The 21,689-nt window shown below is 55.8% G+C and carries 19 protein-coding genes and 1 pseudogene; 10 read left to right on the plus strand and 10 right to left on the minus strand.

Annotation, left to right across the window (positions count from 1 at the left end; all coding sequences use genetic code 11):
* The first annotated feature begins 112 nt into the window (after positions 1-112).
* On the plus strand, positions 113-271 hold the full coding sequence (locus ATU_RS24500; RefSeq protein WP_155276036.1) for a hypothetical protein: 159 nt from the start codon (positions 113-115) through the stop codon (positions 269-271).
* A gap of 64 nt (positions 272-335) precedes the next feature.
* On the opposite strand, the gene rctB is transcribed toward ATU_RS24500, so the two are convergent.
* From rctB to ATU_RS24520, 4 genes are all read right to left on the minus strand, one after another.
* Positions 336-647: an SMa0974 family conjugal transfer regulator gene (rctB, locus tag ATU_RS24505; protein ID WP_010974380.1), complete on the minus strand. Its 312-nt coding sequence runs from the start codon at positions 645-647 to the stop codon at positions 336-338.
* A 311-nt stretch (positions 648-958) separates the two neighbouring features.
* On the minus strand, positions 959-1,900 hold the full coding sequence (locus ATU_RS24510; protein WP_010974381.1) for a nucleotidyltransferase and HEPN domain-containing protein: 942 nt from the start codon (positions 1,898-1,900) through the stop codon (positions 959-961).
* 162 nt (positions 1,901-2,062) lie between these two features.
* Entirely contained in the window at positions 2,063-3,304 is a 1,242-nt protein-coding gene (locus tag ATU_RS24515) for an 8-amino-7-oxononanoate synthase family protein (protein ID WP_010974382.1), read from the minus strand.
* Positions 3,305-3,429: 125 nt separating this feature from the next.
* Positions 3,430-4,155: a winged helix-turn-helix transcriptional regulator gene (locus ATU_RS24520; RefSeq protein ID WP_010974383.1), complete on the minus strand. Its 726-nt coding sequence runs from the start codon at positions 4,153-4,155 to the stop codon at positions 3,430-3,432.
* Between the two features lie 320 nt (positions 4,156-4,475).
* Between ATU_RS24520 and ATU_RS24525 the strand changes: the two genes are divergently transcribed.
* Positions 4,476-4,691, plus strand: a complete 216-nt coding sequence (locus ATU_RS24525; protein ID WP_010974384.1) for a hypothetical protein — start codon at positions 4,476-4,478, stop codon at positions 4,689-4,691.
* Between the two features lie 18 nt (positions 4,692-4,709).
* On the opposite strand, the gene ATU_RS24530 is transcribed toward ATU_RS24525, so the two are convergent.
* The 5 genes from ATU_RS24530 to ATU_RS24550 form a co-directional block, all read right to left on the minus strand.
* Positions 4,710-5,384 carry a winged helix-turn-helix transcriptional regulator gene (locus tag ATU_RS24530; protein ID WP_010974385.1) on the minus strand — a complete coding sequence of 225 codons (675 nt, stop codon included), beginning with the start codon at positions 5,382-5,384 and terminating at the stop codon, positions 4,710-4,712.
* A gap of 38 nt (positions 5,385-5,422) precedes the next feature.
* Positions 5,423-6,202: an SDR family oxidoreductase gene (locus ATU_RS24535; RefSeq protein WP_010974386.1), complete on the minus strand. Its 780-nt coding sequence runs from the start codon at positions 6,200-6,202 to the stop codon at positions 5,423-5,425.
* A complete protein-coding gene (locus ATU_RS24540) occupies positions 6,199-7,914 on the minus strand; it encodes an acetolactate synthase catalytic subunit (RefSeq protein ID WP_010974387.1) in 1,716 nt (571 codons plus the stop codon). Before ATU_RS24540 ends, ATU_RS24535 begins: the two co-directional genes overlap by 4 nt.
* Positions 7,914-9,248, minus strand: coding sequence for an aspartate aminotransferase family protein (locus ATU_RS24545; RefSeq protein WP_010974388.1), 1,335 nt, complete (start codon positions 9,246-9,248; stop codon positions 7,914-7,916). Before ATU_RS24545 ends, ATU_RS24540 begins: the two co-directional genes overlap by 1 nt.
* A 114-nt stretch (positions 9,249-9,362) precedes the next feature.
* Positions 9,363-10,052 carry a GntR family transcriptional regulator gene (locus ATU_RS24550; protein ID WP_010974389.1) on the minus strand — a complete coding sequence of 230 codons (690 nt, stop codon included), beginning with the start codon at positions 10,050-10,052 and terminating at the stop codon, positions 9,363-9,365.
* 205 nt (positions 10,053-10,257) lie between these two features.
* Between ATU_RS24550 and ATU_RS24555 the strand changes: the two genes are divergently transcribed.
* The 7 genes and pseudogenes from ATU_RS24555 (at position 10,258) to ATU_RS24585 (ending at position 18,832) form a co-directional block, all read left to right on the plus strand.
* Positions 10,258-11,370 (plus strand): ABC transporter ATP-binding protein, encoded by a 1,113-nt coding sequence (locus tag ATU_RS24555; RefSeq protein WP_010974390.1) that lies wholly within the window; start codon positions 10,258-10,260, stop codon positions 11,368-11,370.
* Positions 11,367-12,269, plus strand: a complete 903-nt coding sequence (locus tag ATU_RS24560; RefSeq protein ID WP_010974391.1) for an ABC transporter permease — start codon at positions 11,367-11,369, stop codon at positions 12,267-12,269. The genes ATU_RS24555 and ATU_RS24560 overlap by 4 nt, the downstream gene beginning before the upstream one ends.
* A complete protein-coding gene (locus ATU_RS24565) occupies positions 12,259-13,116 on the plus strand; it encodes an ABC transporter permease (RefSeq protein ID WP_010974392.1) in 858 nt (285 codons plus the stop codon). Before ATU_RS24560 ends, ATU_RS24565 begins: the two co-directional genes overlap by 11 nt.
* 27 nt (positions 13,117-13,143) lie before the next feature.
* On the plus strand, positions 13,144-14,226 hold the full coding sequence (locus ATU_RS24570; RefSeq protein ID WP_010974393.1) for an ABC transporter substrate-binding protein: 1,083 nt from the start codon (positions 13,144-13,146) through the stop codon (positions 14,224-14,226).
* A gap of 485 nt (positions 14,227-14,711) precedes the next feature.
* Positions 14,712-15,371, plus strand: coding sequence for an ABC transporter ATP-binding protein (locus ATU_RS24575; protein ID WP_035256994.1), 660 nt, complete (start codon positions 14,712-14,714; stop codon positions 15,369-15,371).
* Positions 15,368-17,775 (plus strand): annotated as a pseudogene (locus ATU_RS24580) (ABC transporter permease). Before ATU_RS24575 ends, ATU_RS24580 begins: the two are co-directional and overlap by 4 nt.
* The gene (locus ATU_RS24585; RefSeq protein WP_010974398.1) at positions 17,765-18,832 is read left to right on the plus strand and encodes a lipocalin-like domain-containing protein; all 1,068 of its coding nucleotides are present in this window, start codon (positions 17,765-17,767) and stop codon (positions 18,830-18,832) included. Before ATU_RS24580 ends, ATU_RS24585 begins: the two are co-directional and overlap by 11 nt.
* A 517-nt stretch (positions 18,833-19,349) precedes the next feature.
* Here the strand turns inward: ATU_RS24585 and blcR are convergent.
* Complete coding sequence (blcR, locus tag ATU_RS24590; RefSeq protein WP_010974399.1) at positions 19,350-20,177, minus strand: IclR family transcriptional regulator BlcR; 828 nt, start codon at positions 20,175-20,177, stop codon at positions 19,350-19,352.
* A 55-nt stretch (positions 20,178-20,232) separates the two neighbouring features.
* Here blcR and ATU_RS24595 point away from each other — a divergent pair, with 55 nt between their 5' ends.
* Positions 20,233-21,687, plus strand: a complete 1,455-nt coding sequence (locus tag ATU_RS24595; RefSeq protein ID WP_010974400.1) for an NAD-dependent succinate-semialdehyde dehydrogenase — start codon at positions 20,233-20,235, stop codon at positions 21,685-21,687.
* Positions 21,688-21,689 lie beyond the last annotated feature (2 nt).

Below are 21,689 nucleotides of genomic sequence, written 5' to 3' on the forward strand. Positions count from 1 at the left end.
TTGGTCAATGTGCAAGGAAAACACCGCTTACTGCTCCGATCCCTGAAAACTGGACCAGTTCATAACTGGAGTTTTCCGCGATAACTTCCCGGTTGGGACAAGGAGCGGAAGTATGAAGGCATCGAACTTCTCGGACGCCCAGAAGTCGTTCATTTTTAAGCAGGGCGACGACGGCGTGCCGGTGGCGGAGATTTGCCGGAAGGCGGGGAAAGGCAACTTCACAAATTTGTCGGCTATGCCCTTAACTCGCTTGTCTTTCCGGGAAAGTTGAGAGGCGACCTGATCCGAAGCCATCTTGTGTTATCCGTAGCGGGCGCTCTCTACCTGTGGCCCGGTCACTCGAGGGGCTCGCCATCGGCGCGGTGCCATTCGACATTCGGAAGCATACTGGTAGCGACCTTATAGAGGGCTGCCTGCAGCACGGACCGCATCCCGAGGAGTATTAAAGGATCCTCGGCCTCCACACGAAGGTGGAGGCTACCGTCTAAGTTGGTGATGATGACTCTCCCGTCGTCAAAGGTAAGAAGTCGTTCGGAATGATTGGTGGTGGTTGAAAAAGACCAACACCGCAGGGCTGCGCACAGCAGATCGATCGTCCGATCCGAATTCGGGATCGACACAAACGTTTCGGAAATGTGTTTGGCCATAAGAAATTCTCGGCGACTGGTCAGAAAAACAATAAGGCTGGAGCAGCTGCAGCTTGTAACGCAAACACCGTTTTGTAATAAAGTGGATCATACACTTAGAGTTTTCCGAAATTGACAGCGAGGATACTGCACGAAAACGTCGATCCGACGCAACAGACGGTCAAAGTCACGTAACAACAGTTTGACGGTCATCATTCCTTCCCGGATTCTTCATTCGGAACTCCACAACGCGCAATTAATGAACGACTGTGCCGCTAGCCGCCAAGGTCCACTACCAAGTTAAAGTTAATTTGGGAAAGCGCTTTAGCCCGCTATTCTTCAGCCGCGCCTTGCTCGGCAATCTCACGACCGGCGTCTCTCTCAAGCGCCGATATATGATCGCGGCATACCTCTCCCACCAGACTGAGCAGCAGCGTTGCTCGCTCGCCAATCCAGTCAAGCGCTTCCTGACTGATTTTGTACTGGCTTGAGTAGCGTGCTTTTACGTATGCTTCGTTTATCGTATTGAACCATGCTCTCTCCCGATGGTGATCGCGAGGGAAGGCCTCGATCAGTCGACGATCCCGTTCTTCTGCGAAGGATCGCAGGACTTTCAGGTTGTGAGACGCCGGCGTGTAGTTCGTCAGCGTCAAAAGAACGCTGGCATAGGCCTGCTCGATTGCTTGGTGTAGGAGGAATGCAGCTTCACTGATCATTCCCTTTTGTAAAGCAGCGTCAGAAAGTGCCGCAAAGTTTCTTCCCGCGCCAAAACGCTTCTCAAAATGCTCTTTTGCCACGCGTAATTGCTCTTCCGGCGTCAAAGTCTTGGGCTCTGCGAGCGGCTTGTCGTCCAGCTCATAAAGCGCGATGCCTTCCTTGCGGATGTCGGAAAAGAAATGCTGGCTCTCCTGCAAAGATGTGTTCACTTCCCGCAGCGAGTGGACGATGATCTGCACGGGTCTCTTTATCATCTTGTCACGGATCAACCTGTCGGCAGCCTTGTACCAATATTCGGCAAAATCCGTCAGCTTGCGGTTGTTGACGATCACAAGAAGATCGAAATCAGATCTATACCCCTTGGATGTGAACGGTTCGTCCACCTGCGTACCTCTGGCATAGGATCCGAAGAGGATGATCTTCAGGATGCGGCCACGCTTTTTGAATTTCGCCGTGCCGCCCTCCAGGGCATCCTCGAATTCTTCGTGAATAATCTCCAGCGCGCGCTGGAGCTCCGTTTGTATTTGCGGGGGAATATGATCGAGCGATGTTTTCATGGTCGGCAAATGTCTTCTCTTCTCCGCAACAGGCTGGATTCGTCCGCCTCAATCTGTAGTTTACATCACACTTTGCTGGCAACAAATGTTGCTATCCGCAAAACCCGCCGCTCATTCTAGTCGCAAGACCGGCCTTCTGGGCGACTACAGCCTGATGCGGACTTACGATATTGCCTGGTCATCCATGATCTCTGACAGAGCTGTGCAAAGTCCCGTGATTTCCTCAGGTGTATGGTCCGAGGTGACACAAACGCGAATGCCGGCCTTCCCCTTCGCAACTGTCGGGAAGAAGATCGCCGAGCCGTAAATTCCCCGATCGAGCAGCGCCCGGGTCCCATTGACGGCACGCTCTTCGGTGCCAAGGTTCACCGTCCGAATTGGCAAGGGAGCTCCGCTTTGCTCTGTCACCAACATCGAGTCCAGAAGTGCGATATTGGAACTGAGAGCCAGCTGTCTTCGCAAAAGCTCGTCGCTGCGGTGTATTGTCAACGAACCTGAAACTGCACCAATTGCCGCAACATTCAATGACGCAGAAAATGCGTGCGCGACAGCAAAACGACGGAATAGTTCTTCCTGACGCGCCGTACCAAGCATCAACATTCCGCCCGAGGCGCCAAAACCCTTTCCGAGCGACGCGGCTATGATAGTTCGCTCGCCGAGTTCGTTTCCGTATTGTGACCGCACAAATCCTTCACCGTTCTTCCCGCAGATTGATACGCCGTGGGCGTCATCGATGTAGAGAAACAGACCGTATCGATCCTGCAAGTAGCGCAGATCCCTAATGGGCGCATTTCCACCCATCGAGTAGACGCCGTCGCAAACGTAAGCCACGGCCCTGTTGGACCGGCACAACTCCTCCAATGCATCTAGATCATTATGGGCCAACGTACGGACCTGCGTTTCCAGAGCGATTGTGCCCTTGTGAAAGGCGAGTGTTGCGTGCGCGTGACGGTCAAAAACCATCATCGGCCTGATGCCGCCGGTGAGGTGTCCGGAGGCGACGATAGGTAATGCTCCCATGTTCGCCGCCAGCACCGTTGTGTAGGTGATGACCCTCGCCTGGAAGAGATCTGAAAGCGAATTTTCCAAGTCGCGGAGGATTGCAAAATTCAGTCGGGTCCTTGCGCATGACCAGTGCAGTGCCCGGTATTCCTCAATCGCCTTGATCGCGCCGTCTATGATGAGCGGGTGATTGTCGAGGCCCAGATATGAACAACGCACGAAATCAGTGATGCGCTGTGATGGAAAGCCGTCAAAAACGATGTCTACCTGCCTCGCAGCCCTTGGCCGCGCATATAGGGCCATCAAGCCCTGCTGGTGAGCCGCGTTAAAGTAGTCTTGCGCATGATCTATCAATCCCCCGGTGTTTCGGCTTGCATGCTGCTGCGTTTTGTCGGTCGACATTTCTCAGGTCCCCTAACCAAAAAGATGCATGCAGGATCGGCAAATTATCGCAACGATCAACAAACGCTCTCGGAAGATTTTGAGAAATCTCTGTAAACCTTTGGCGTCATAAACCAGAACGGCGCTTACGCCGGCTGCGCGGCTACATCGATGGCGTAGCCGCTTGATCTCGCGGTTCTGATGATGTCGAAGCCCGCCGCTTTCTTCAGGTGCCGCCTGATACGGCCAATGTGAACGTCAACCGTCCGTGGTTGCACGTAAACCTCATTCGGCCACGCCGCTGTTATCAACTCGTCTCGACTGAACACTCTCCCGGGAGCCGTAAGAAGGTGCTCGAGCAATTTGAACTCAATCGGTCCCAAAGTGAGCTCGACGCCGCTAACCAAAACGCGTTTGCGTTCTGGCCAAAGCTCGATTTCGCCCAGTTTAAGGGATGCGTTTTGTGACGTTGTCGCGACTGGTTGTTGCCGTACAGGGTTTATGCCTTCGAGAAAGCCCAGCAGATGTGGCGGCCAGAATGGGCGGATCAGGCACTGATCCGCGCCTGCACGCATGAGTTCCATATAGGCTTCCGTGTCGCCGTTGGGAATGATGGCAAGTACTGGCAGTTTTTCCGTCTTGTCACACGATTTGATGCGTTGGCAGATGATGGCTGCCCCATGGTGATCGCGATCCACGTCGAGGATCAGTCCGACGATGTCCGGCTGGGCAACTTTGTCGCCGATTTCGTTTCTATCGCAGAGAACCGCCCGCGTGCCCTCCGTAGAGAGAATGTGCTTGAGCATCGCATAATAGTCCGCGTTCTCCGTAAGAATTGCGACTGCGGCTTTGGTCTCTATCCCGTGCTGCATCTCAGATCCTCAATACATAACGTCTTTTAGTAGCCGTCATATGATGTCACAAAAAATAATGCAATCACCGGTAGCCATCTATGTAAAATAGAATAATCAACAAATTATCCTCGATATACCGGCAAGTCGCTTGAAGTCAGAGCGTATTATGTGACATCATAAAGATGCTTTCTTGCGGCCCATTGCGCTTCATGGGCGGGAAAGCCGTAACCTGATCGAATAGCCATGGGCGAACATGCAGGCGCTGCGCTCTGCATCTCTGAAACGAGCCTGAACGCCCGGCAAATTCGTTGTTCCGCGCCGGGTGGCTCGGAGGTTACATGCGTAGTTGGAAAAGTACAGGCATTGCCCATAGCGCCGGCGATGACATTCTCACGTCTTGCGATGAAGCCGACGCCACGGCAATTGCCAGAGTGATTTTCGGTACAGATGCCGCGCTCGCCGTCGCCTTCAGTGCTATTGATGCACGCCTCGACGGGAGGGATCGCGATTTTCTTTTTTGGGCCAGAGTTTTTCGGTCGCTTGCTGACGTATGAATTGTGCGCGCCGGATTATTATTTTGTGGCCGAATATCCTGCGGAGCGCACGGTTCTGATGACGTTGTGGCCGTGTCGGTTCAAAGACCGTCTTATTTTGCCGATGTGAATGTCCACTGTACGCGGTTCGACATCGGCATCCTCGGGCCAGCAATTCCGGATGAGTTCGTCCCGGCTGACGACCCTGTCTGTGTTTCTTGCCAGATACAACAGGATCCTGAAATGCAGGGGCGAAAGACTGATGTGCGTCTCACCCCGCCGGACCCGGACGGATGCAACATTGATTTCCACGTCATCGAGAAAAACGCTGACATCAGTTGGTGCGGTTGTGTTGCAACGCAGGCCAAACTTGAGAAACTCAAGCAGGTTGCCCGGGTCAAAAGGGCGCCTCACCAGATAGTCAAACACGGATGATTGAACGCCGCCCATCTTTTTATTGTCAAGTGGGAAGCCGACAACTCGAATGTCCGGCTGTTCTTTCTTTATAAGAACCGCTGAGCGGAGCAGATCGTCCATTGCAAGGCAGATCAGTACCGTGCGGCGGTGTGGCTGACTATTCGCTTCATCCGGTAAAAACATGTCGAGGCTCGGCAGCAGGTCGACGTCGTGGCCGGCCTGCTCGAGAATGTAACGCAAAATCAGGTAGAGCTCCGGGTCAGTCGTGTGGATTAAGATCGAGTGACGCAAGAGCATCTCCCTTCGCTTTGTTTCTGCGTCTGACAATTTGTGGGTCAGGCGGGCGTGTACTCGCCGCCGTTGATGTCTATGATCGCTCCATTGATGAAAGCGGCTTCATCGGAGACTAAAAAGCCGACCAGCCGTGCCACTTCTTCGGCCTCTCCTAGTCTCCTGGTGGGTATTCGTTTTACTGCCTCGAGATTGACTGACGTCGCTGCGGTTCCCGCCATTGGCGTCAAGATGCGACCCGGAGCGGCGACATTGATTGTAATCCCGTCGGCTGAAAATTCGCTGACGAGCGCACGGGCCAGGCCAGCGAGCCCGGCTTTTGATGCTGCATATGCCGCACCGGCGATCATAGGCCGTGTTCGTCCTGCAAGCGAGCCGATGAGGACAATCCGGCCAAATCCCTTGTCGACCATACCTGGTAAGGCTGCTTGACAGCAGAGCATGGCGCCCGTCAAGTTCACGTCCAGCACATCATTCCACTCGTCCAGGTCAACCGAGGTAAATCGCTTGGCCACACCGTCCGTTGCTTTCGGCGAAATGCCCGCGCAATAAACCAGTAGCGCAGTGGACGACCACAAGGTTTCGACATCGCGAAAGAAATCGGCAACCTCGCCTGGATTTCTGACGTCGCAACAACCGACCAATAGCTGGTTAGATGTTATCTCAGCCTCGAAGGACGAGCGCGCGGCCTTCGCCGCGCTTTCTGTCTGCCCAAAAACCGCGACCTTGTGGCCAATACCGAGTAAATGTCGTGCAACCGACAGTCCGATACCGGACGTGCCTCCGGCGACCACTGCGACTCGGCTCTGGCGATCTCTCGTCATGCCGCACTGTCCATCTGAGCAAAGAGAGAAAGTGCCGGGTGAGCTTCGGGATCGGTCATAGCCTCTATCAGCAACGGCAACTTTCTTTTCTTGACCTTTTGCATATGGGCCTTGAGGTCCTGCGGTTGCGTGACACGGACCGCATCGCATCCGCACGCGTGTGCAATCTTGACGTGATCGACCTCTGCAAAATGGCAGGCGGTTGTGTACTTTCCGAATTTTACAGTTTCGGCATCACGCTGGAAGCCAAGAATTCCGTTGTTTAGCACGATGATCGTGATCGGAATTTGCATGCGGACCAGGGTTTCAAGCTCGGCCCAGCTGTGCGCAAATCCCCCATCTCCCACCAGCGCTACAACATCGCTCTCAGGTGCGGCGACCTTGGCTCCGATTGCAAGGGGAACTCCCCACCCAAGTCCTGCAAGACCCCGGGGGGTGAGCACACGTGTCCTTTCGGAAGAAATTCTGAGTTGTCCGAGGACCCACATCGATGAATAACTAGCGTCCGCCACCACTGTGGTGTTTTCATCGATAACTCCCTGAAGTTCGGCCATAATCCGTTCGGGACGAAGCGGTGAGGCCTCAGAGCTGTAATAGCCTCTGCGATCATCATTGAATTTCCTCCAGCTTTCCCGAAGACGGTTGCAGACAGCCTCGCGGGAAACGGTTCTCAGGTGCAAGTCACAAAGCCTGATCCTTTCGCGTAGGCCGGCCAAGGTCTCCCGTGCGTCACCAACAAGACGAATTGCCTCAAAATTCCGGCCGACCTCCTGTGGATCGGTATCTATGTGAATAATCTGGGCATCAGGACTATACTGGCGCCAGTTGTCTGTTCCATTCTGGTTCGTCCTCGTGCCGATTAAGACGACAAGATCCGCTTCCCGAACGATCTCGACCGTGTGTCGACCCAGTGACTTCGGACCGACAAGAGATGCCAGTACCCCTCCTGAAAGAGGGTGCCACTCATCAACTGAGCCCTTGCCCATATTCGTTGTGAAGACAGGTATCGAGCATTCGTCCTGCAGTAGTCGCAACTGCTGGGCAGCCCCGGAGGCGTGGATGCCGCCGCCTGCTATCACGACAGGTGCGCGTGCGTTCGCAATCGCTTTCGCAGCGATATCAAGATCTTTGTCGGCGGGACGTGATCTGTCGAGCGGCCAATGGCCGAGATTGTTCGTTCTTCTCCTTGAAGGGGTAGTAGATACGGATCGCAAAAGATCCGCAGGAAGAAGCAGGACTGCGGGACCTGCTCTACCAGACGAGGCGGCGGTGAACGCGGCATCGATGTAATCGTCTATCCGCTCTTCCACGGAAACACGACGAACCCATTTTGTGCATGACTGAAACAGGCCGATGTGATCGAGGTCCTGAAACGCGTTCCGATCAGTCTGATCACGCTCCACATCCTGGACAAGTGCTACGACCGGGACGCTAGCCTTGAGTGCTTCAGCCAGCGGAGCAACCAGCAGCGCCGCCGCGGGCCCGTTCTGGGCTGCCACGATCCCGATTTTGCCCGAACGCCTGGCGTAACCATCGGCCATGGCGCCACCCATGTTTTCCTGACGATAGGCTATCTGAGTTATACCGATCTTTTCGGCCGCCAAAATGACCGCCGACGGAAGGCTTTGTCCAAAGATTACCTCCACATCATGGCGCCTCAACGCTTTGGCAATACGCTCAGCGACGGTTGTTTCATGAACTGCAGTATCCATTATGCGGCCTCCCAGGCATGTCGATCGAGATTCACGAGGAAATCGTCAAAGACGGAAACAATGTCACCCATGTCATTGTCCGTCATGGGCGTTGATAGCGACGCAGCGGCGCCGTAGGGCATCAAGATCCCATTGTTTGCAAAGTGCCTGCGCAGCAGTTTCAAAACGACGTCTTCCGAAGCTGTCGGAATGCTGTCCTGATAAGAAACCGGCGCCACTTTCTTGGCGTGTATTCGAAAAAGCGAAGCCGCTCCCGTCACGCTCAGATTTGCGCCGTGACGTTCGATGCGTGACCTCAACCCCTCGCGAACCAGGTTGCCCATATGTTCGAGACGTTGGAAAGCATCTTGCGTCAGGGCTTCCATCGCAAGACGGCCAGCGACCATCGACACGGGATTTGCAGCAAAGGTTCCGCCTTGCGTCAATGGCGCCTTACTTCCTTGCTTGCCAAAGGCCGACATGATCTCCCGACGTCCACCGACTGCCCCTATTGGAAAGCCACCGCCGATGATCTTCCCCATTGTGACGAGATCCGGCTTCAGACCGTAGCGCGCTGAAGCTCCAGCGAAGCCCTGGCGGAGGTTCAGGACTTCATCCGCGATAATGACGATCCCATGTTGCTTCGCCACCTTGTTGATAGTTGCGATGAACTCCTCTGTTGGCTCTATGAGGCCTGCCCGGCTGGGCATCGGATCGATAAGAATAGCCGCAAGGCGCCCGGCATTCATCGCGATCTGTTGCTCCAACTCTGCGGGGCAGTTAAATTGGAGGAGCACGACGTCATCTATGACGCTTGCTGGCATTCCTGGATAGGCGGCGCAGGGCGTATTCGACGATGCGTGCTGGCCCGCCTCCGCCCAGTCATATGCGCCGTGGTACGCACCCTCCACCCGAGCGATTGCGACCCGGCCGGTCGTTGCTCTAGCGGCTTTGATGGCAAACATAACGGCTTCCGTTCCACTCGCGACGAAGCGGACCTGCTCAACAGCCGGAATCCTGCCTACTAGCAATTCGGCCAGATCGATTTCATGGTTCATCGGATTAGCAAAGCAACTGCCTGTTCTTAGTAGTCCGGCAATCGCTTCAGTTATTGGGGGATAGGCATGTCCGTGGATCAGGGTTGTGAAGTTATTGTTTAGATCCAGCATACGGTGCCCGTCGACGTCGGTCACAAACGCGCCTTCCCCGTAGGCAACAAAGATCGGGTGGGGATCCAGCTCAATTGTCGCGCGTGTGACACCGCCTGGAAAAACGGTGGAGGCGCGTTCAAAGAACGCGATGGACGTTTGCCGGTCGTTGGGACCTGTTAGCGGGGTATTCGACGATGACAGCATTGAACCATAAAACCCTTGTCCTGGAGGAAGACAGGCAATCTGCGCCCGCCATTTGCAATTTTGTTGCAACAAAAACTTGATGAGTCAATATGTGACGTCAATTTTAAGTTCAGGTTATAATTCGTCTGTCACCGATACGGCGTTGCGAAGTTTGCGGTAACCCTCCCTGATATCGTTCTCTATCGCCGCCCGCACGCCGGCCGGGTCTTTGTCAATAAGAGCCTCAATCGCGACCATGTGATTGTGGACGCCCTGGCGGTTTTGCGCGTACTCGGGGTAGAGGTTGAGAAGTGTAGGGCCAATGCGCGCCCACAGGGTTTCAATCATGCTGAGCAGGCCGGTCAGTCCGGATAGATTATAGATGGCAAAGTGGAATTCCTTGTTGTGCCACAGAGCATCGTGATACCGGCCCGCTGCTAAATTCTCGTTTATAACTCTTTGTATATCAATGAGTTTTCTATTTGTCGCTTCGTCGGGATTCCTTGCCCCGTATTCAGCGGCGGTTCCTTCCAGGGCGATCCTCGTAACGGTGATATCGCGTAATTCCGCCTTTGTGAGCGTCGGAACGATGAGCGTCTTGGGGCCGGAAAAAACAAGTACCGATTCCGTTGTCAGGCGGTTCAACGCGTCGCGGGCAGGCGTCGTGCTCACGTCGAGTTCACTGGCTATCCCCCGGACAGTAAACTTGTGCCCGGGAGGGTAGCTGCCGCGGATCATTCTCTCCCGTAGCACGTCATAAACCATGCTTCCCATTCGCTGGCCTTGGGCGCCGGTATCGCTCTCATCACGTAAAATGTCGATCATTTTCCCCTCATGTTCCGTTGACTCATCACATTTTTGATGTCACAAAAATGGAATGCAAAGTTTTTGCGAACGCTATGTGACATCATAAACGCTGTTAGCATCTAATCCTGTTACGCGTCGCTGGCTTGGCAAGATAATCTTGAAAGCCGCTCCGAGCACTCGTTTTCACGTTCGTCGCGGCAATAAAAAACGGAGGGGTGAGGTATTGATAGGTGAGACTCTAAATCTTGACGGGCTCGCGAAGAGCTATGGCAACGTCGTTGCAGTCGCTGGTGTTGACGTCCGCGTGGAGCCAGGCGAGTTCGTGTCAGTGCTGGGCCCATCTGGGTCAGGCAAGACCAGCGTCCTGACGATGATTGCCGGTTTTGAGCGTCCCACGGCAGGCAGGATCGTGATCGGCGACCGAGACGTGACCGACCTTGCGCCGAATAAGCGAAATATCGGGATGGTCTTTCAGAAATACGCGCTTTTCCCCCATCTCACTGTCCGTCAGAACATTGCTTTCCCGCTAAAGCTCAGATCGCGGTGGCGCTCCGGATGGAGGCAGCGGGCAGACGACATGCTTGACCTCGTTCACCTAGCCGGTTTTGCTGACAGGTTTCCTTCTGAACTTTCGGGTGGCCAGCAGCAGCGTGTGGCGGTCGCACGAGCGCTTGCGTTTGAGCCGCCCGTTATGCTGATGGACGAGCCCCTCGGCGCGCTTGACAAGAAATTGCGTGAAGCCATGCAGTTCGAAATCAAGCGCATCCAGAGACAGGTGGGAGCAACCGTCCTTTACGTAACGCATGATCAGGAAGAAGCGCTGACGATGTCCGATCGCGTTGCGATAATGCAGGGCGGAAACATCGTCCAGATAGGGGCTCCTTCTAGTCTTTACCACGCGCCCGCAACCCGTTTTGTTGCTGATTTCGTCGGAAAAATGAGCTTCGTCGGAGGAGAGATTGTTTCTTTTGAAGACGACGGGATGCTCGTGCGATTGGCGGACGACGTATTTGTCCGGACCGCTTCTGTCGATGCGGCACGGGCGGCACTCCGGCTTGGTGACGAGGTAATCCTGGCCATGCGTCCCGAGAGGATCGCCTTGAAAAAACGAGGTCCTCGAGGTTTTGGGGCAATACCAGCTCAGATCGAGAGCCTTGCATTCGTTGGATCATTCCATGCGTACATGGTCCGTCTGGACCTGCCTGGATCACCGCTGGTGGAGGTTCAGGTCGTGACCGGAAGTGAGGTAAATTTCCGCGCCGGTGATACGGTCGATCTCGTACCCGACCCGCAGGCTGTCAGCTTTTTTTCAAAAGAGGAGACGTCTGCGGCATGAGCGCTTCTTCACTCGCTTCCAGAGCAATCGCCAATTTACAAAGCGTGATGTTTTCTACGCCCTCTGCAAAAACATATTCCCATGCAGGCGCATTGCTTTTGCTTCTGCCAGCTGCACTCATGCTTTTGACAGGATTCGTTTATCCTCTGGCAAGGCTCGTCGCACTCAGTATGCCGGACATGAGCCTGGAGCTGTACATCCGCATCTTTCGCGACCCGCTTTATCTAAACGTCCTGTTCTCCACGACGGTCGTGGCACTTGCGGTTATGTGCTGCTGCCTGCTCCTAGGCTTTCCTGTAGCCAACGCGATGGTCCGGCTCAAACACCCCTGGACCCTCATATTGACGGGATGCGTGCTCATTCCGCTCTGGACATCGGTCTTGGTCCGATCATATGCTTGGATTGTGCTGCTTCAGAGAACCGGCATTATCAACCAGGCACTTCTCTCGACCAAGCTCATCGACGAGCCCCTGCGCATGATCTACACACAGGGTGCGGTCATCGTCGCAATGACCCATGTCCTTCTTCCCTTCATGATCATGCCTATCTTTGCGGCACTGCGGGCTATCCCCCCCGAGTACGTTCAGGCGGCAATGAATCTTGGCTCAACTCGATTGCACGCCTTTCGCGCGATCATTGTTCCTCTGAGCCTTCCTGGGATATTTGCGGGCTGCGTTATCAGTTTCGTTCTTGCACTCGGTTTCTACGTCACCCCGGCGTTGGTAGGGGGAGCAGGATCGCTCATGGTGGCAACGCTCATCGGTCAACAGACGACTGTCCTGCTCGATTGGCCTTTTGCGGCTGCGCTCTCAACCTCACTGTTGGTCGTCACGCTTGCCGTCGTAATCATATTTCGAAGAACACTTTCGCTAAGCAAGGGGCTGAACAGTGGCATCTGATAGCTCAACATTTCCGGTCCGGCCTTCTTTGGCGCGGCCACTGCGCAATGCCGTCGGACGGTATCGCAATATCGTACGGATCTATACCGCAGGCTTCTTCGTCTTCCTGATAACGGTATTCTTGATCCTGCCGACATTTCTCGTCGTCCCGATGAGCCTGAATGACGGCAGCTACCTTGCGTTTCCACCGCAAGGCCTCACTTTAAAATGGTATAGGGCGTATTTCTCTGATCCTGACTGGATGTCGGCAACATTGTTCAGCCTGCAGGTCGCATTCGCGACAGCTATCGTGGCAACAACCATTGGCACGACAGCAGCGCTAGCGCTCGCAAAGAGTAGATTGCCTTTTAAGGGGCTTCTGCAAAGCCTTGCGCTTGGGCCAATGATCGTCCCGCACGTAGTTCTGGGTGTATCGCTTTACCTGGTGTTCTCACCGTGGAGAGTAACGGGGACGTTTGCAGGCTTTGTTCTCGCGCACACAGTTTTAGCCATCCCCTATGTCATGATCGTGGTGGGTGCTGCGGTGCAGAAGTTTGACCCTTCGCTCGAACTCGCGGCTCTCAACTGCGGCGCAAATCGATTCCAGAGCTTTTTCCTCGTGATGCTGCCTAATATTGGCCCGAGCGTCGCCGCGGCTTCGGTCTTTGCATTTCTTGCGTCGTTCGATGACGCGACGGTTTCGTTCTTCATCTCTGACATTGGCGGGAAGTCGATTGGACGCAAGATGTTCGAAGATATCGATTTCAATCTCACGCCAGTGATCGCCGCCGCGTCAACCGTGCTCGTCGCGATCTCACTCGTGCTCATGACGGCGGCGCAACTTCTGACTACTCGAAGCAGACACTAACTCCACATTAACTGAAGAGGATTTGAAATGATCAGATCGGATCAGACGCCGAAGGCTTGCCTGAAATCCGCGTTTTACGTGTTCGTCGCCTTCGCTCTCATGTTCGCTCTTGGGCTTGAAAAGGCGAGTGCCGAGCAACGTGTGGTCATTGCTACTACGGGAGGTACCTACGAAAAGGCGCTGCGTGAAGCGTGGTTCGAGCCCTTCACGAAAGCGACAGGAATAAAAGTCGTCACTGTTTCTGGAACAGATGCGGAGAAGCGGGCGAAGGTCACTGCTATGGTTCAAACAGGCAACGTCACATGGGACCTCTATCTGGATGGCGAAATCCAAGCTGGATCCGACGCACACTTCGCCATAACGGAAGACCTGTCAGACTTTTGCATGCAGTTCATTAACAGCACGGACCTGCTGGCCGACTCTTGTACGCGCGGCGGGGCGAAATTGCAGTCAACCTCCACCCTTTTGGCTTACAAACTGAATGAGAACGGCAGCAACCCTCAAACTTGGGCTGACATGTGGGATCTGGCGAAGTTTCCGGGTGCTCGAAGTTTTCCTAATTTTGACGATCCATGGAGAGTGTTGGCCGCAGCATTGCTCGCGGACGGAGTGCCGAGAGAAAAACTTTTCCCACTTGATGTAGATCGAGCATTTCGCAAGCTTGACGAACTCAGGGACAGTGTACAGGTTTGGTGGAGGACGGGAGATCAAAGCGTTCAAGCATTTCGCAATGACGAGTATCGCGTTGGACAGATCTGGTTGACGCGCGCGAAGGCCTTGAAAGCAGAAGGTTACAAGATAGGCTGGAGTTACGATGGCGCATTTCTTGTGGGCGATCGCATAGCGCTCGTGCGTGGCGCACCGAATCGGGAAAATGCGCTGAAGCTCATTGAGTTCTGGCTAAGGAATCCTGCGGCGCAGGCCAAAGCCTGCGAAACGCTTTCTTGCACTCCTCCAAGTCAGAAAGCGATTTCGCAGATGTCATCTGAGGCTCGCGCCACCCTCCCATCTGCGGCAGATGTTGAAAACCGGATCATCGTCCCTGATGCACAATGGATCAACGCGAACATGGGCATGCTGGTGCAGCGCTGGAACTCATGGATACGCTGAAAAAACCGAGGGCGCCAAGGCACCTTCCTTGACGCTGCGAGCGGATGCGCAGGCGGCTCTCTTTGGGCGCCTGCGCCGACCGCGTCACCGCGTTCGCAAGACCACAGCAGAGCAAGAGCGGGTTCAGACGTCGCGTCTTTCTTTTATGCAGAAGAGATTTTCGCACGATGAACCCGTCATTGTGCAGTCCGCTGTCTGGATGGTGCCCGGCTCACAAACTATCTAAGGCGCCGCGACATAAAACCTTCAGGTTGATCATGTCGTTCGTCCATCCATCCGATCCTCGAGAGCCGCCATGACTGTCGGAAGCCTACGGTGAGCGTTCTCAAACTCGGAACGGGCGAGGAGAGATGCCAGAGGGGAGGGCGACTTTACAGCCAGAAACGGTGCGGTCGTTTAGGCTGCGCGTGGAATATCGGTATCTAAACCGGTTGAGATCCGCCTGCATATCGGTCCATATAGGACGAAGCAGAGATCGAAGAGCCATGGTCCTTTCACTTTCCGGCATCAAGAAATCCTACCAGACAGCCGAAGGCAATATCCCGGTCCTGAACGGCGTCGACCTTTCACTTGAAGCAGGCGAAAGTCTTGCCCTGACGGGGGAATCCGGCAGTGGAAAGAGTACGCTTTTGCATCTGGCCGGCGGCCTTGATTTGCCCGACAGCGGCATTATCACGGTGAGGGGTCGGAAAATCACCGATCTCGACGAGGCCGGTCGAGCGAGCTTCCGACGCCGGGAGGTGGGATTGATCTTCCAGCAGTTCAATCTCATTCCGAGCCTCGATGTCGGATCCAATATCTCGTTTCATGCCCGGCTGGCGGGCCGTTTCGACCCGGTCTGGGAAAAAAGCCTGGTCGAGGCGCTCGGGATCGGAGAGCTGCTTGCACGCTATCCCGAACAGCTCTCCGGCGGTCAGCAGCAAAGGGTGGCGATCGGACGTACGCTTGCGGCAAGACCGCCCCTCATCCTTGCCGATGAGCCGACGGGTAATCTCGATGAGACGACGGCTGATATCGTCATCGATCTCATGTTGAGACTGACAAAGTCCGCGCAGATCACACTCCTCCTGGTGACCCATTCCAGCCGGCTGGCGGTAAAACTCGATCGGCGTCTCGCGCTGAGTGGCGGGAAGGTTTCGCAATGAACTGGACCGCTTTCCGGGCGCTGCTCTCACACTGGCGCTACAGACCGCTTCAGCTTATCACCCTCATTGTCGGCGTCACGCTCGCAACCGGCCTCTGGTGCGCCGTCCAGGCAATCAATGCCGAAGCCAGAGCAAGTTATGACCGGGCGGCCTCGGTCCTGGCGCAAAACCAGCTGGATCAACTGGTGGCAAAGGACGGCGGCAGAATTTCCTCCCAAACATATGCCCGGCTTCGAAGGACGGGTTTGCACGTCTCTCCGATCATTGAAGGCGATTACAGGTTTGGTACGACGCGTATCAGGCTTATCGGCATCGACCCCCTGACCATGCCGTCCGAAGGAATGGTGCCTGCACCATCTGATCCGTCCGGGCTGGTGTTATTCATCCAGACGCCCGGACAGATGATCGTTTCGCCTGCAACGGCTGCCACATTGAAAGATACCTCTGGCCTTTCCCTTAAGGCACGAGCGGACCTCCCCGACGGCGCAGCATTTGTCGATATTTCCACGGCTGACCGCCTGTTGAAACGCAATGGTGACCTGAGCCGGCTTATCGTTTCGCCATCGCAAGACCCCGATCTTCCGACGATCGGAAACATAGCCCCTGAACTTTCCCTCGAACACGCAAGAAGCAGGCCCGACGTTGCAAGGCTCACGGACAGTTTTCATCTCAACCTGACCGCATTTGGTTTTCTTGCCTTCGTTGTCGGTCTCTTCATCGTGTATTCCGCAACGGGCTTGTCGTTCGAGCAACGGCGTGGGTCGTTCAGGACCATGCGGTCGCTCGGGGTCTCACTTCGCTCCCTGACCGCGATGCTGGTTATCGAAACCGCGCTCTTTGCGCTGGTATCGGGAGCGCTGGGCATTGTTGTCGGATACGTGGTCGCATCGGCTCTATTGCCGGGCGTGGCCGCGACGCTGCGTGGTCTTTACGGGGCCAGTGTTGCCGGTTCACTCTCGCTGCGGCCTGAATGGTGGATTGCCGGCCTTGCAATGGCGCTGGTGGGGACCGGGCTCTCCTCGCTTCAACATCTCCTCCGCGTCTGGCGGATGCCCATACTGTCCACGGCACAGGGAGGGCGTGGGCGATGGTGTCCACGAGAAGCCTCCTCCATCAGGCGGCCGCCGGGATGGTTCTGCTCTTTGTATCCGGCGCGCTTGTGTTGCTGGGCGGGGGGCTCATTTCAGGTTTCGCAGTGCTTGCAGCGCTTCTTCTGGGCGCTGCACTCATTCTTCCAACCTTGCTGGCACTGGGCATGAGAGCGGCCGAACACATCTCCGGACACGGACTGACCCGCTGGTTTCTCGCCGATACGCGCCAGCAACTGCCGGGTCTTTCCCTGGCGCTGATGGCATTGCTGCTCGCTTTGTCGGCCAATATCGGGGTCGGCACCATGGTCTCAAGCTTCAGGCAAACCTTTGTGGGATGGCTCGATCAGCGCCTGGCCGCAGAGGTCTATGTGACGGCCCGTGACGAGGCTGAAGCTGCGCATCTGCGGCAGTGGTTTCCACACCATGCAAGGGCGGTTCTACCCATCTGGAGTACGGAAGGGGAAATTTCGGGGCAGGACGTCCGCATCTTCGGCGTCGCTGACGATGCGACATACAGGGATCATTGGCCGTTGATTTCGGGTGCGCTCGCAACATGGGACGAGATTGCGAGCGGGAAGGGTGCACTGGTCAACGAACTGTTCTGGAGGTCAGGAAAGGCGTCGCCCGGCGCAGAGATAGAAATGCCAGGTGGCTGGAAAGCCCGGGTCGTGGGGGTGTTTTCCGACTATGGCAATCCGAGGGGCGAGGTCATCATTGGTCTTGATGCCCTTGTCCAGCACTACCCGGACGTGGAAAAGCTGAGATACGGCCTTCGCATGCAGCCACAGGAGGTTGCGGGCTTCAGACAATGCCTCATGACTGAGTTCGGCCTGCCCGAAGCCAATATTGTCGACCAGGTCTCGCTGAAACGGCAGTCTGCTGCAATCTTCGAACAGACGTTTGCGGTCACCGGCGCGCTTAATGTGCTCACGCTCGCCGTGGCGGGTTTTGCCATGTTTTCGAGCCAGCTTACGCTCGCTTCGCTTCGACTGCCGCAGCTTGCTCCTGTCTGGGCACTTGGACTTCGTCGCCGCGACCTTGCGATGCTGGAGCTCCTGCGAACTCTTGCGCTATGGCTTGTGACATTCATTGCCGCCATCCCTGTCGGGCTGGGACTGGCTTGGGTTTTGCTGGCAATCATCAATGTAGAGGCTTTCGGATGGCGACTACCGCTGATCCTGTTTCCGCTGGACTGGCTGAGGCTGGGTCTTGTTGCCCTGCTTGCCGCCATCATTTCGGTCCTGATCCCTGTTCGACGGCTTGCTAAAACCGCGCCGGCTGATCTTCTGAGGATATTCGCCAGTGAACGCTAAAGCCATTCTCCTGCTCCTTTGCGCTTCATGCACTTCCTTGCCCACGCCGGTCATGGGGCAAGGCTTTGCGGGCCTCGGGTCAAATGCCGAAGGCTTCAGCATTCCCACACGCGGCGTTGAACTCGTCTTTCCAAAAGACCACAAGCCGCATCCCGGTTTCAAGATCGAGTGGTGGTACGTTACTGCAAATCTGCAGACGGCCGATGGACAGCGCATGGGCGTCCAATGGACACTTTTTCGTTCTGCGCTTGAACCTGTGGAGCGCCCCGGATGGTCCGACCCTCAAATTTGGATTGGCCACGCAGCCGTGACGACTGCGAGCCGCCACCATGTTGCCGAACGGCTGGCGCGGGGAGGCGTGGGGCAGGCGGGGGTCAAAGGCGAACCCTTCGACGCCTGGATTGACAATTGGCAAATGAAGGCAGGGACTGACGACGCACGGGACGACCTCGATCAGATCGATTTGAACGCCAATGGCGAGAGCTTCCGATATCGTCTGAAACTTCAGGCCCACGGGCCTTTGGTGCGTCAGGGGGACAACGGCTACTCGGTTAAATCGGCAGAGGGCCAAGCAAGCTATTATTACTCCCAGCCATTCTACAGTGTCAGCGGCAGCGTCTTTCTTGATGGTGAAACTCATGAGGTAACGGGCGAGGCGTGGCTCGATCGGGAATGGTCGTCGCAACCGCTAGCCTCGAGCCAGACGGGATGGGACTGGTTTTCCCTTCACCTCGCATCCGGCGAAAAACTCATGGCCTTCCGTCTGCGTGACGACAAAAGCGGCTACATCTCCGCCAACTGGATTTCCGCCGATGGCAGGGCGTCTCCCGTCGATCCGGACGACGTTTTGCTCAGTCCGTTGCGAACCGCGGATATCAACGGCAAGAGCGTTCCGGTCGAATGGAGCGTGAAGATACCCAGCCGTGGCCTCGACATAAAAACGAAGCCCCTGAACGAGAAAGCCTGGATGGCGACGTCAACCCCCTACTGGGAGGGGCCAATAGAGTTTGATGGAAGCACATCGGGACAAGGTTATCTGGAGATGACCGGATATTAGCCAGTTCAACTGCGTTTGCCGAGATATCGGCTGCAACAGGTCCCGAGCTTACAGACGCCGCCTCATACGGTCCGGCGAGACACCTAGGACACGCTCCGAAGGAGTCGTCTCGAGTTCCTCGATCTAACGATAAGCGTCGTTTCCACTCTTGCCAGGTTTCCCCGGGTCGGGAACGTACATCTGCCTTCTGGCACTGCAATTGCCGAGAAATTATTGGCAAGTTCGTGGAGACACGCACGAGGTTTTCGCACCGTACCGGAGGGCAATGACCTATGTTGACAACCCTTTGTTCGGCTTCGTCCCAGTTGGGTATCAGGCAACGCGGTGGATGGCGCATCTCCGGACCGAGGTCTTTTCACTTGGTGCTCAACACATCAGCGATGTATTTTTTTGTTCTCGATCCGGAGTGCGCCCGGCGCAGCCGTACTCTGCACGCGGGTTACCTGGGGTATTGGTGCACTGGCCCCTACAGCAAAGCTGGGCTCGTCGGCATCGACCATACCCCTACAGGTTACGACTAGTCTTTCTGCGATCGGTACCCAAGCTTTTCAGAAAGCGCGTTGGCAGTGGTGCGAAGCTCCTCACCAAGGCTAGCGATTTTTTCGTCGCTGGCTTCGCTGCGGATCAGACTGATTGCAATGCCGGCAGATGCGGCTCCCGAGTAATCGCGTATCGCAGCCCCAATGCAAAGCATACCTTCGCGGATCTGACCATCGTCGATGGAGTAGCCGCGAGCGCGCGTCAGAGCCAGTTCCTCTTCAAGCTGCGAAAGGCCAGCAACACTCCTTGATGTCAGAGGCTGTGGAAACTGAGAGAACAGCATCCTCAATTCACCAGGCCCCAGATCGGACAGGAGAATCTTCCCGGTGGCCGTAAATGGCGCCGGCAGACGCATACCGATCCGGAACGTGTGTCCAAGCGGCTGAGCCGAGTTGCGACAGCCGATGTAAACGACTTCGCCACCCTCGCGGACGGTGAGGGTCACCGTGTAGGGATCGAGGTCGTGGCGCTGGGCGAGATGGTCGTTGAATGTCGATACTATATCGAGGTGCGACAGAAAACCATTTGCCCATCTGAGCGAGTGGGGTCCAATACGCAGGGTTCCATCGGCAGATCGCGCCAGAAGATCAAGCTCAGTCATCACCGCAAGCAAGCCATGCGCGCTGCTTTTGGGCAAATCCAGAATGCGTGTCAGCTCGGCGGCTGTAAGGTCCCGCGGGGAACCTGCCACAAGATCCAGAATACGCACGGCGCGTCTGAGTGCTGGTACAGTGTCTGATATTTGCGACGATTGTTGATCTTCAGCCATGCACCTTCCTTGACACACTTGGCCCCTTTGGCCCATAGTTCACTCTAATGATTCAAGTTCAATTAGTTGAACTCTAATGCGGGAGAGGTCGATGATCAAGCTAAAAAATGCGGCGCTGTTGCGTGATGCCTGCCTGGTGAATGGTCGCTGGCTGAAAGCCGCGGATGGCAAGACGATTGCGGTGGAAAATCCCGCCAACTCGATGATCATCGGTCACGTTCCTTCATTGTCGGCAGATGAGGTTAAAGCTGCAGTCGAGTCAGCAGGCAAGGCATTTTCCGAGTGGAGCCGCCGTTCTGCGAAGGACCGCGCTGCCATATTGCGTCGATGGTTTGATCTCATGGTGGCGAACGCTGACGATCTTGGTGCGTTGATGACTGCCGAGCAGGGAAAGCCGTTTGCGGAAGCAAAGGGCGAAGCCCTTTATGCGGCATCTTTCGTGGAATGGTTCGCGGAGGAAGCCAAACGTGTTTATGGCGATACCATTCCTTCGCCGACCACGGACAAGCGCATTACCATCCTGAAGCAGCCGATCGGTGTCTGCGCCGCGATCACGCCATGGAACTTCCCGGCCGCGATGATCACCCGCAAGGCGGCCCCGGCACTTGCCGCAGGCTGCGCGATGATCGTCAAACCGGCTGAGCAGACCCCTCTCACCGCACTTGCTCTGGGTGTTCTCGCCGAAGAAGCGGGCGTTCCCGCCGGTGTCTTCCAGGTGGTGACGGGCGCCGCACGCGATATCGGCAAGGTGTTTACCGAAAGCGACACGGTGCGAAAGATCTCCTTTACCGGATCGACTGAAGTCGGTCGTCTGCTGATGGCGCAATCGGCCCCGACGATCAAGAAACTGTCGCTGGAACTTGGTGGCAATGCGCCTTTCATCGTCTTTGATGATGCCGATCTGGATGCGGCCGTTGAGGGCGCGATCGTGTCGAAATACCGCAATGCCGGACAGACCTGCGTGTGCTCCAACCGGATCTATGTCCAGGATGGTGTTTACGACGCATTCGCGGAAAAGCTGGTCAAAAGGGTCGAAAGCCTGTCCGTCGGTGAGGGCACGGAACCTGGTGTTCTGATAGGTCCACTGATCGACCAGGAGGCCGTGGCAAAGGTCGAGGATCACGTTGCTGATGCCCTTGGCAAGGGAGCAAAGATCGTCATCGGTGGAAAGCGTCATGCTCTTGGAGGCACATTCTACGAACCAACGGTTCTGACTGGTGCAACCCAGGCCATGAAGGTTGCCCGTGAGGAGACCTTTGGACCCGTCGCCCCGCTCTTTCGGTTCGGGACGGAAGACGAAGCGGTCGCCATGGCGAACGATACCGAATTTGGTCTGGCGGCCTATTTCTACACCGAGAATGTCCGCCGGACATGGCGTGTCGCAGAAGCGCTCGAATACGGCATGGTGGGCCACAATACAGGCCTCATCTCCAACGAAGTCGCACCATTCGGTGGCGTGAAGCAGTCCGGCTTGGGCCGCGAAGGCTCGCACTACGGCATCGATGAATATCTTGAAATCAAATACCTGTGCTCGGCCATCGGCTGAGA

The sequence above is a fragment of the Agrobacterium fabrum str. C58 genome, from assembly GCF_000092025.1.
Classification (GTDB): domain Bacteria; phylum Pseudomonadota; class Alphaproteobacteria; order Rhizobiales; family Rhizobiaceae; genus Agrobacterium; species Agrobacterium fabrum.

What these genes read in the sequence shown, in the direction of transcription:
- rctB (WP_010974380.1), bottom strand. Translation starts at nt 647, where the DNA reads ATGGCCAAACACATTTCCGAAACGTTTGTGTCGATCCCGAATTCGGAT.
- ATU_RS24525 (WP_010974384.1), top strand. Translation starts at nt 4,476, where the DNA reads ATGCGTAGTTGGAAAAGTACAGGCATTGCCCATAGCGCCGGCGATGAC.
- ATU_RS24540 (WP_010974387.1), bottom strand. Translation starts at nt 7,914, where the DNA reads ATGGATACTGCAGTTCATGAAACAACCGTCGCTGAGCGTATTGCCAAA.
- ATU_RS24545 (WP_010974388.1), bottom strand. Translation starts at nt 9,248, where the DNA reads ATGCTGTCATCGTCGAATACCCCGCTAACAGGTCCCAACGACCGGCAA.
- ATU_RS24550 (WP_010974389.1), bottom strand. Translation starts at nt 10,052, where the DNA reads ATGATCGACATTTTACGTGATGAGAGCGATACCGGCGCCCAAGGCCAG.
- blcR (WP_010974399.1), bottom strand. Translation starts at nt 20,177, where the DNA reads ATGGGCCAAAGGGGCCAAGTGTGTCAAGGAAGGTGCATGGCTGAAGAT.
- ATU_RS24510 (WP_010974381.1), bottom strand. Translation starts at nt 1,900, where the DNA reads ATGAAAACATCGCTCGATCATATTCCCCCGCAAATACAAACGGAGCTC.
- ATU_RS24535 (WP_010974386.1), bottom strand. Translation starts at nt 6,202, where the DNA reads ATGACGAGAGATCGCCAGAGCCGAGTCGCAGTGGTCGCCGGAGGCACG.
- ATU_RS24595 (WP_010974400.1), top strand. Translation starts at nt 20,233, where the DNA reads ATGATCAAGCTAAAAAATGCGGCGCTGTTGCGTGATGCCTGCCTGGTG.
- ATU_RS24515 (WP_010974382.1), bottom strand. Translation starts at nt 3,304, where the DNA reads ATGTCGACCGACAAAACGCAGCAGCATGCAAGCCGAAACACCGGGGGA.
- ATU_RS24500 (WP_155276036.1), top strand. Translation starts at nt 113, where the DNA reads ATGAAGGCATCGAACTTCTCGGACGCCCAGAAGTCGTTCATTTTTAAG.
- ATU_RS24530 (WP_010974385.1), bottom strand. Translation starts at nt 5,384, where the DNA reads ATGCTCTTGCGTCACTCGATCTTAATCCACACGACTGACCCGGAGCTC.
- ATU_RS24575 (WP_035256994.1), top strand. Translation starts at nt 14,712, where the DNA reads ATGGTCCTTTCACTTTCCGGCATCAAGAAATCCTACCAGACAGCCGAA.
- ATU_RS24560 (WP_010974391.1), top strand. Translation starts at nt 11,367, where the DNA reads ATGAGCGCTTCTTCACTCGCTTCCAGAGCAATCGCCAATTTACAAAGC.
- ATU_RS24520 (WP_010974383.1), bottom strand. Translation starts at nt 4,155, where the DNA reads ATGCAGCACGGGATAGAGACCAAAGCCGCAGTCGCAATTCTTACGGAG.
- ATU_RS24570 (WP_010974393.1), top strand. Translation starts at nt 13,144, where the DNA reads ATGATCAGATCGGATCAGACGCCGAAGGCTTGCCTGAAATCCGCGTTT.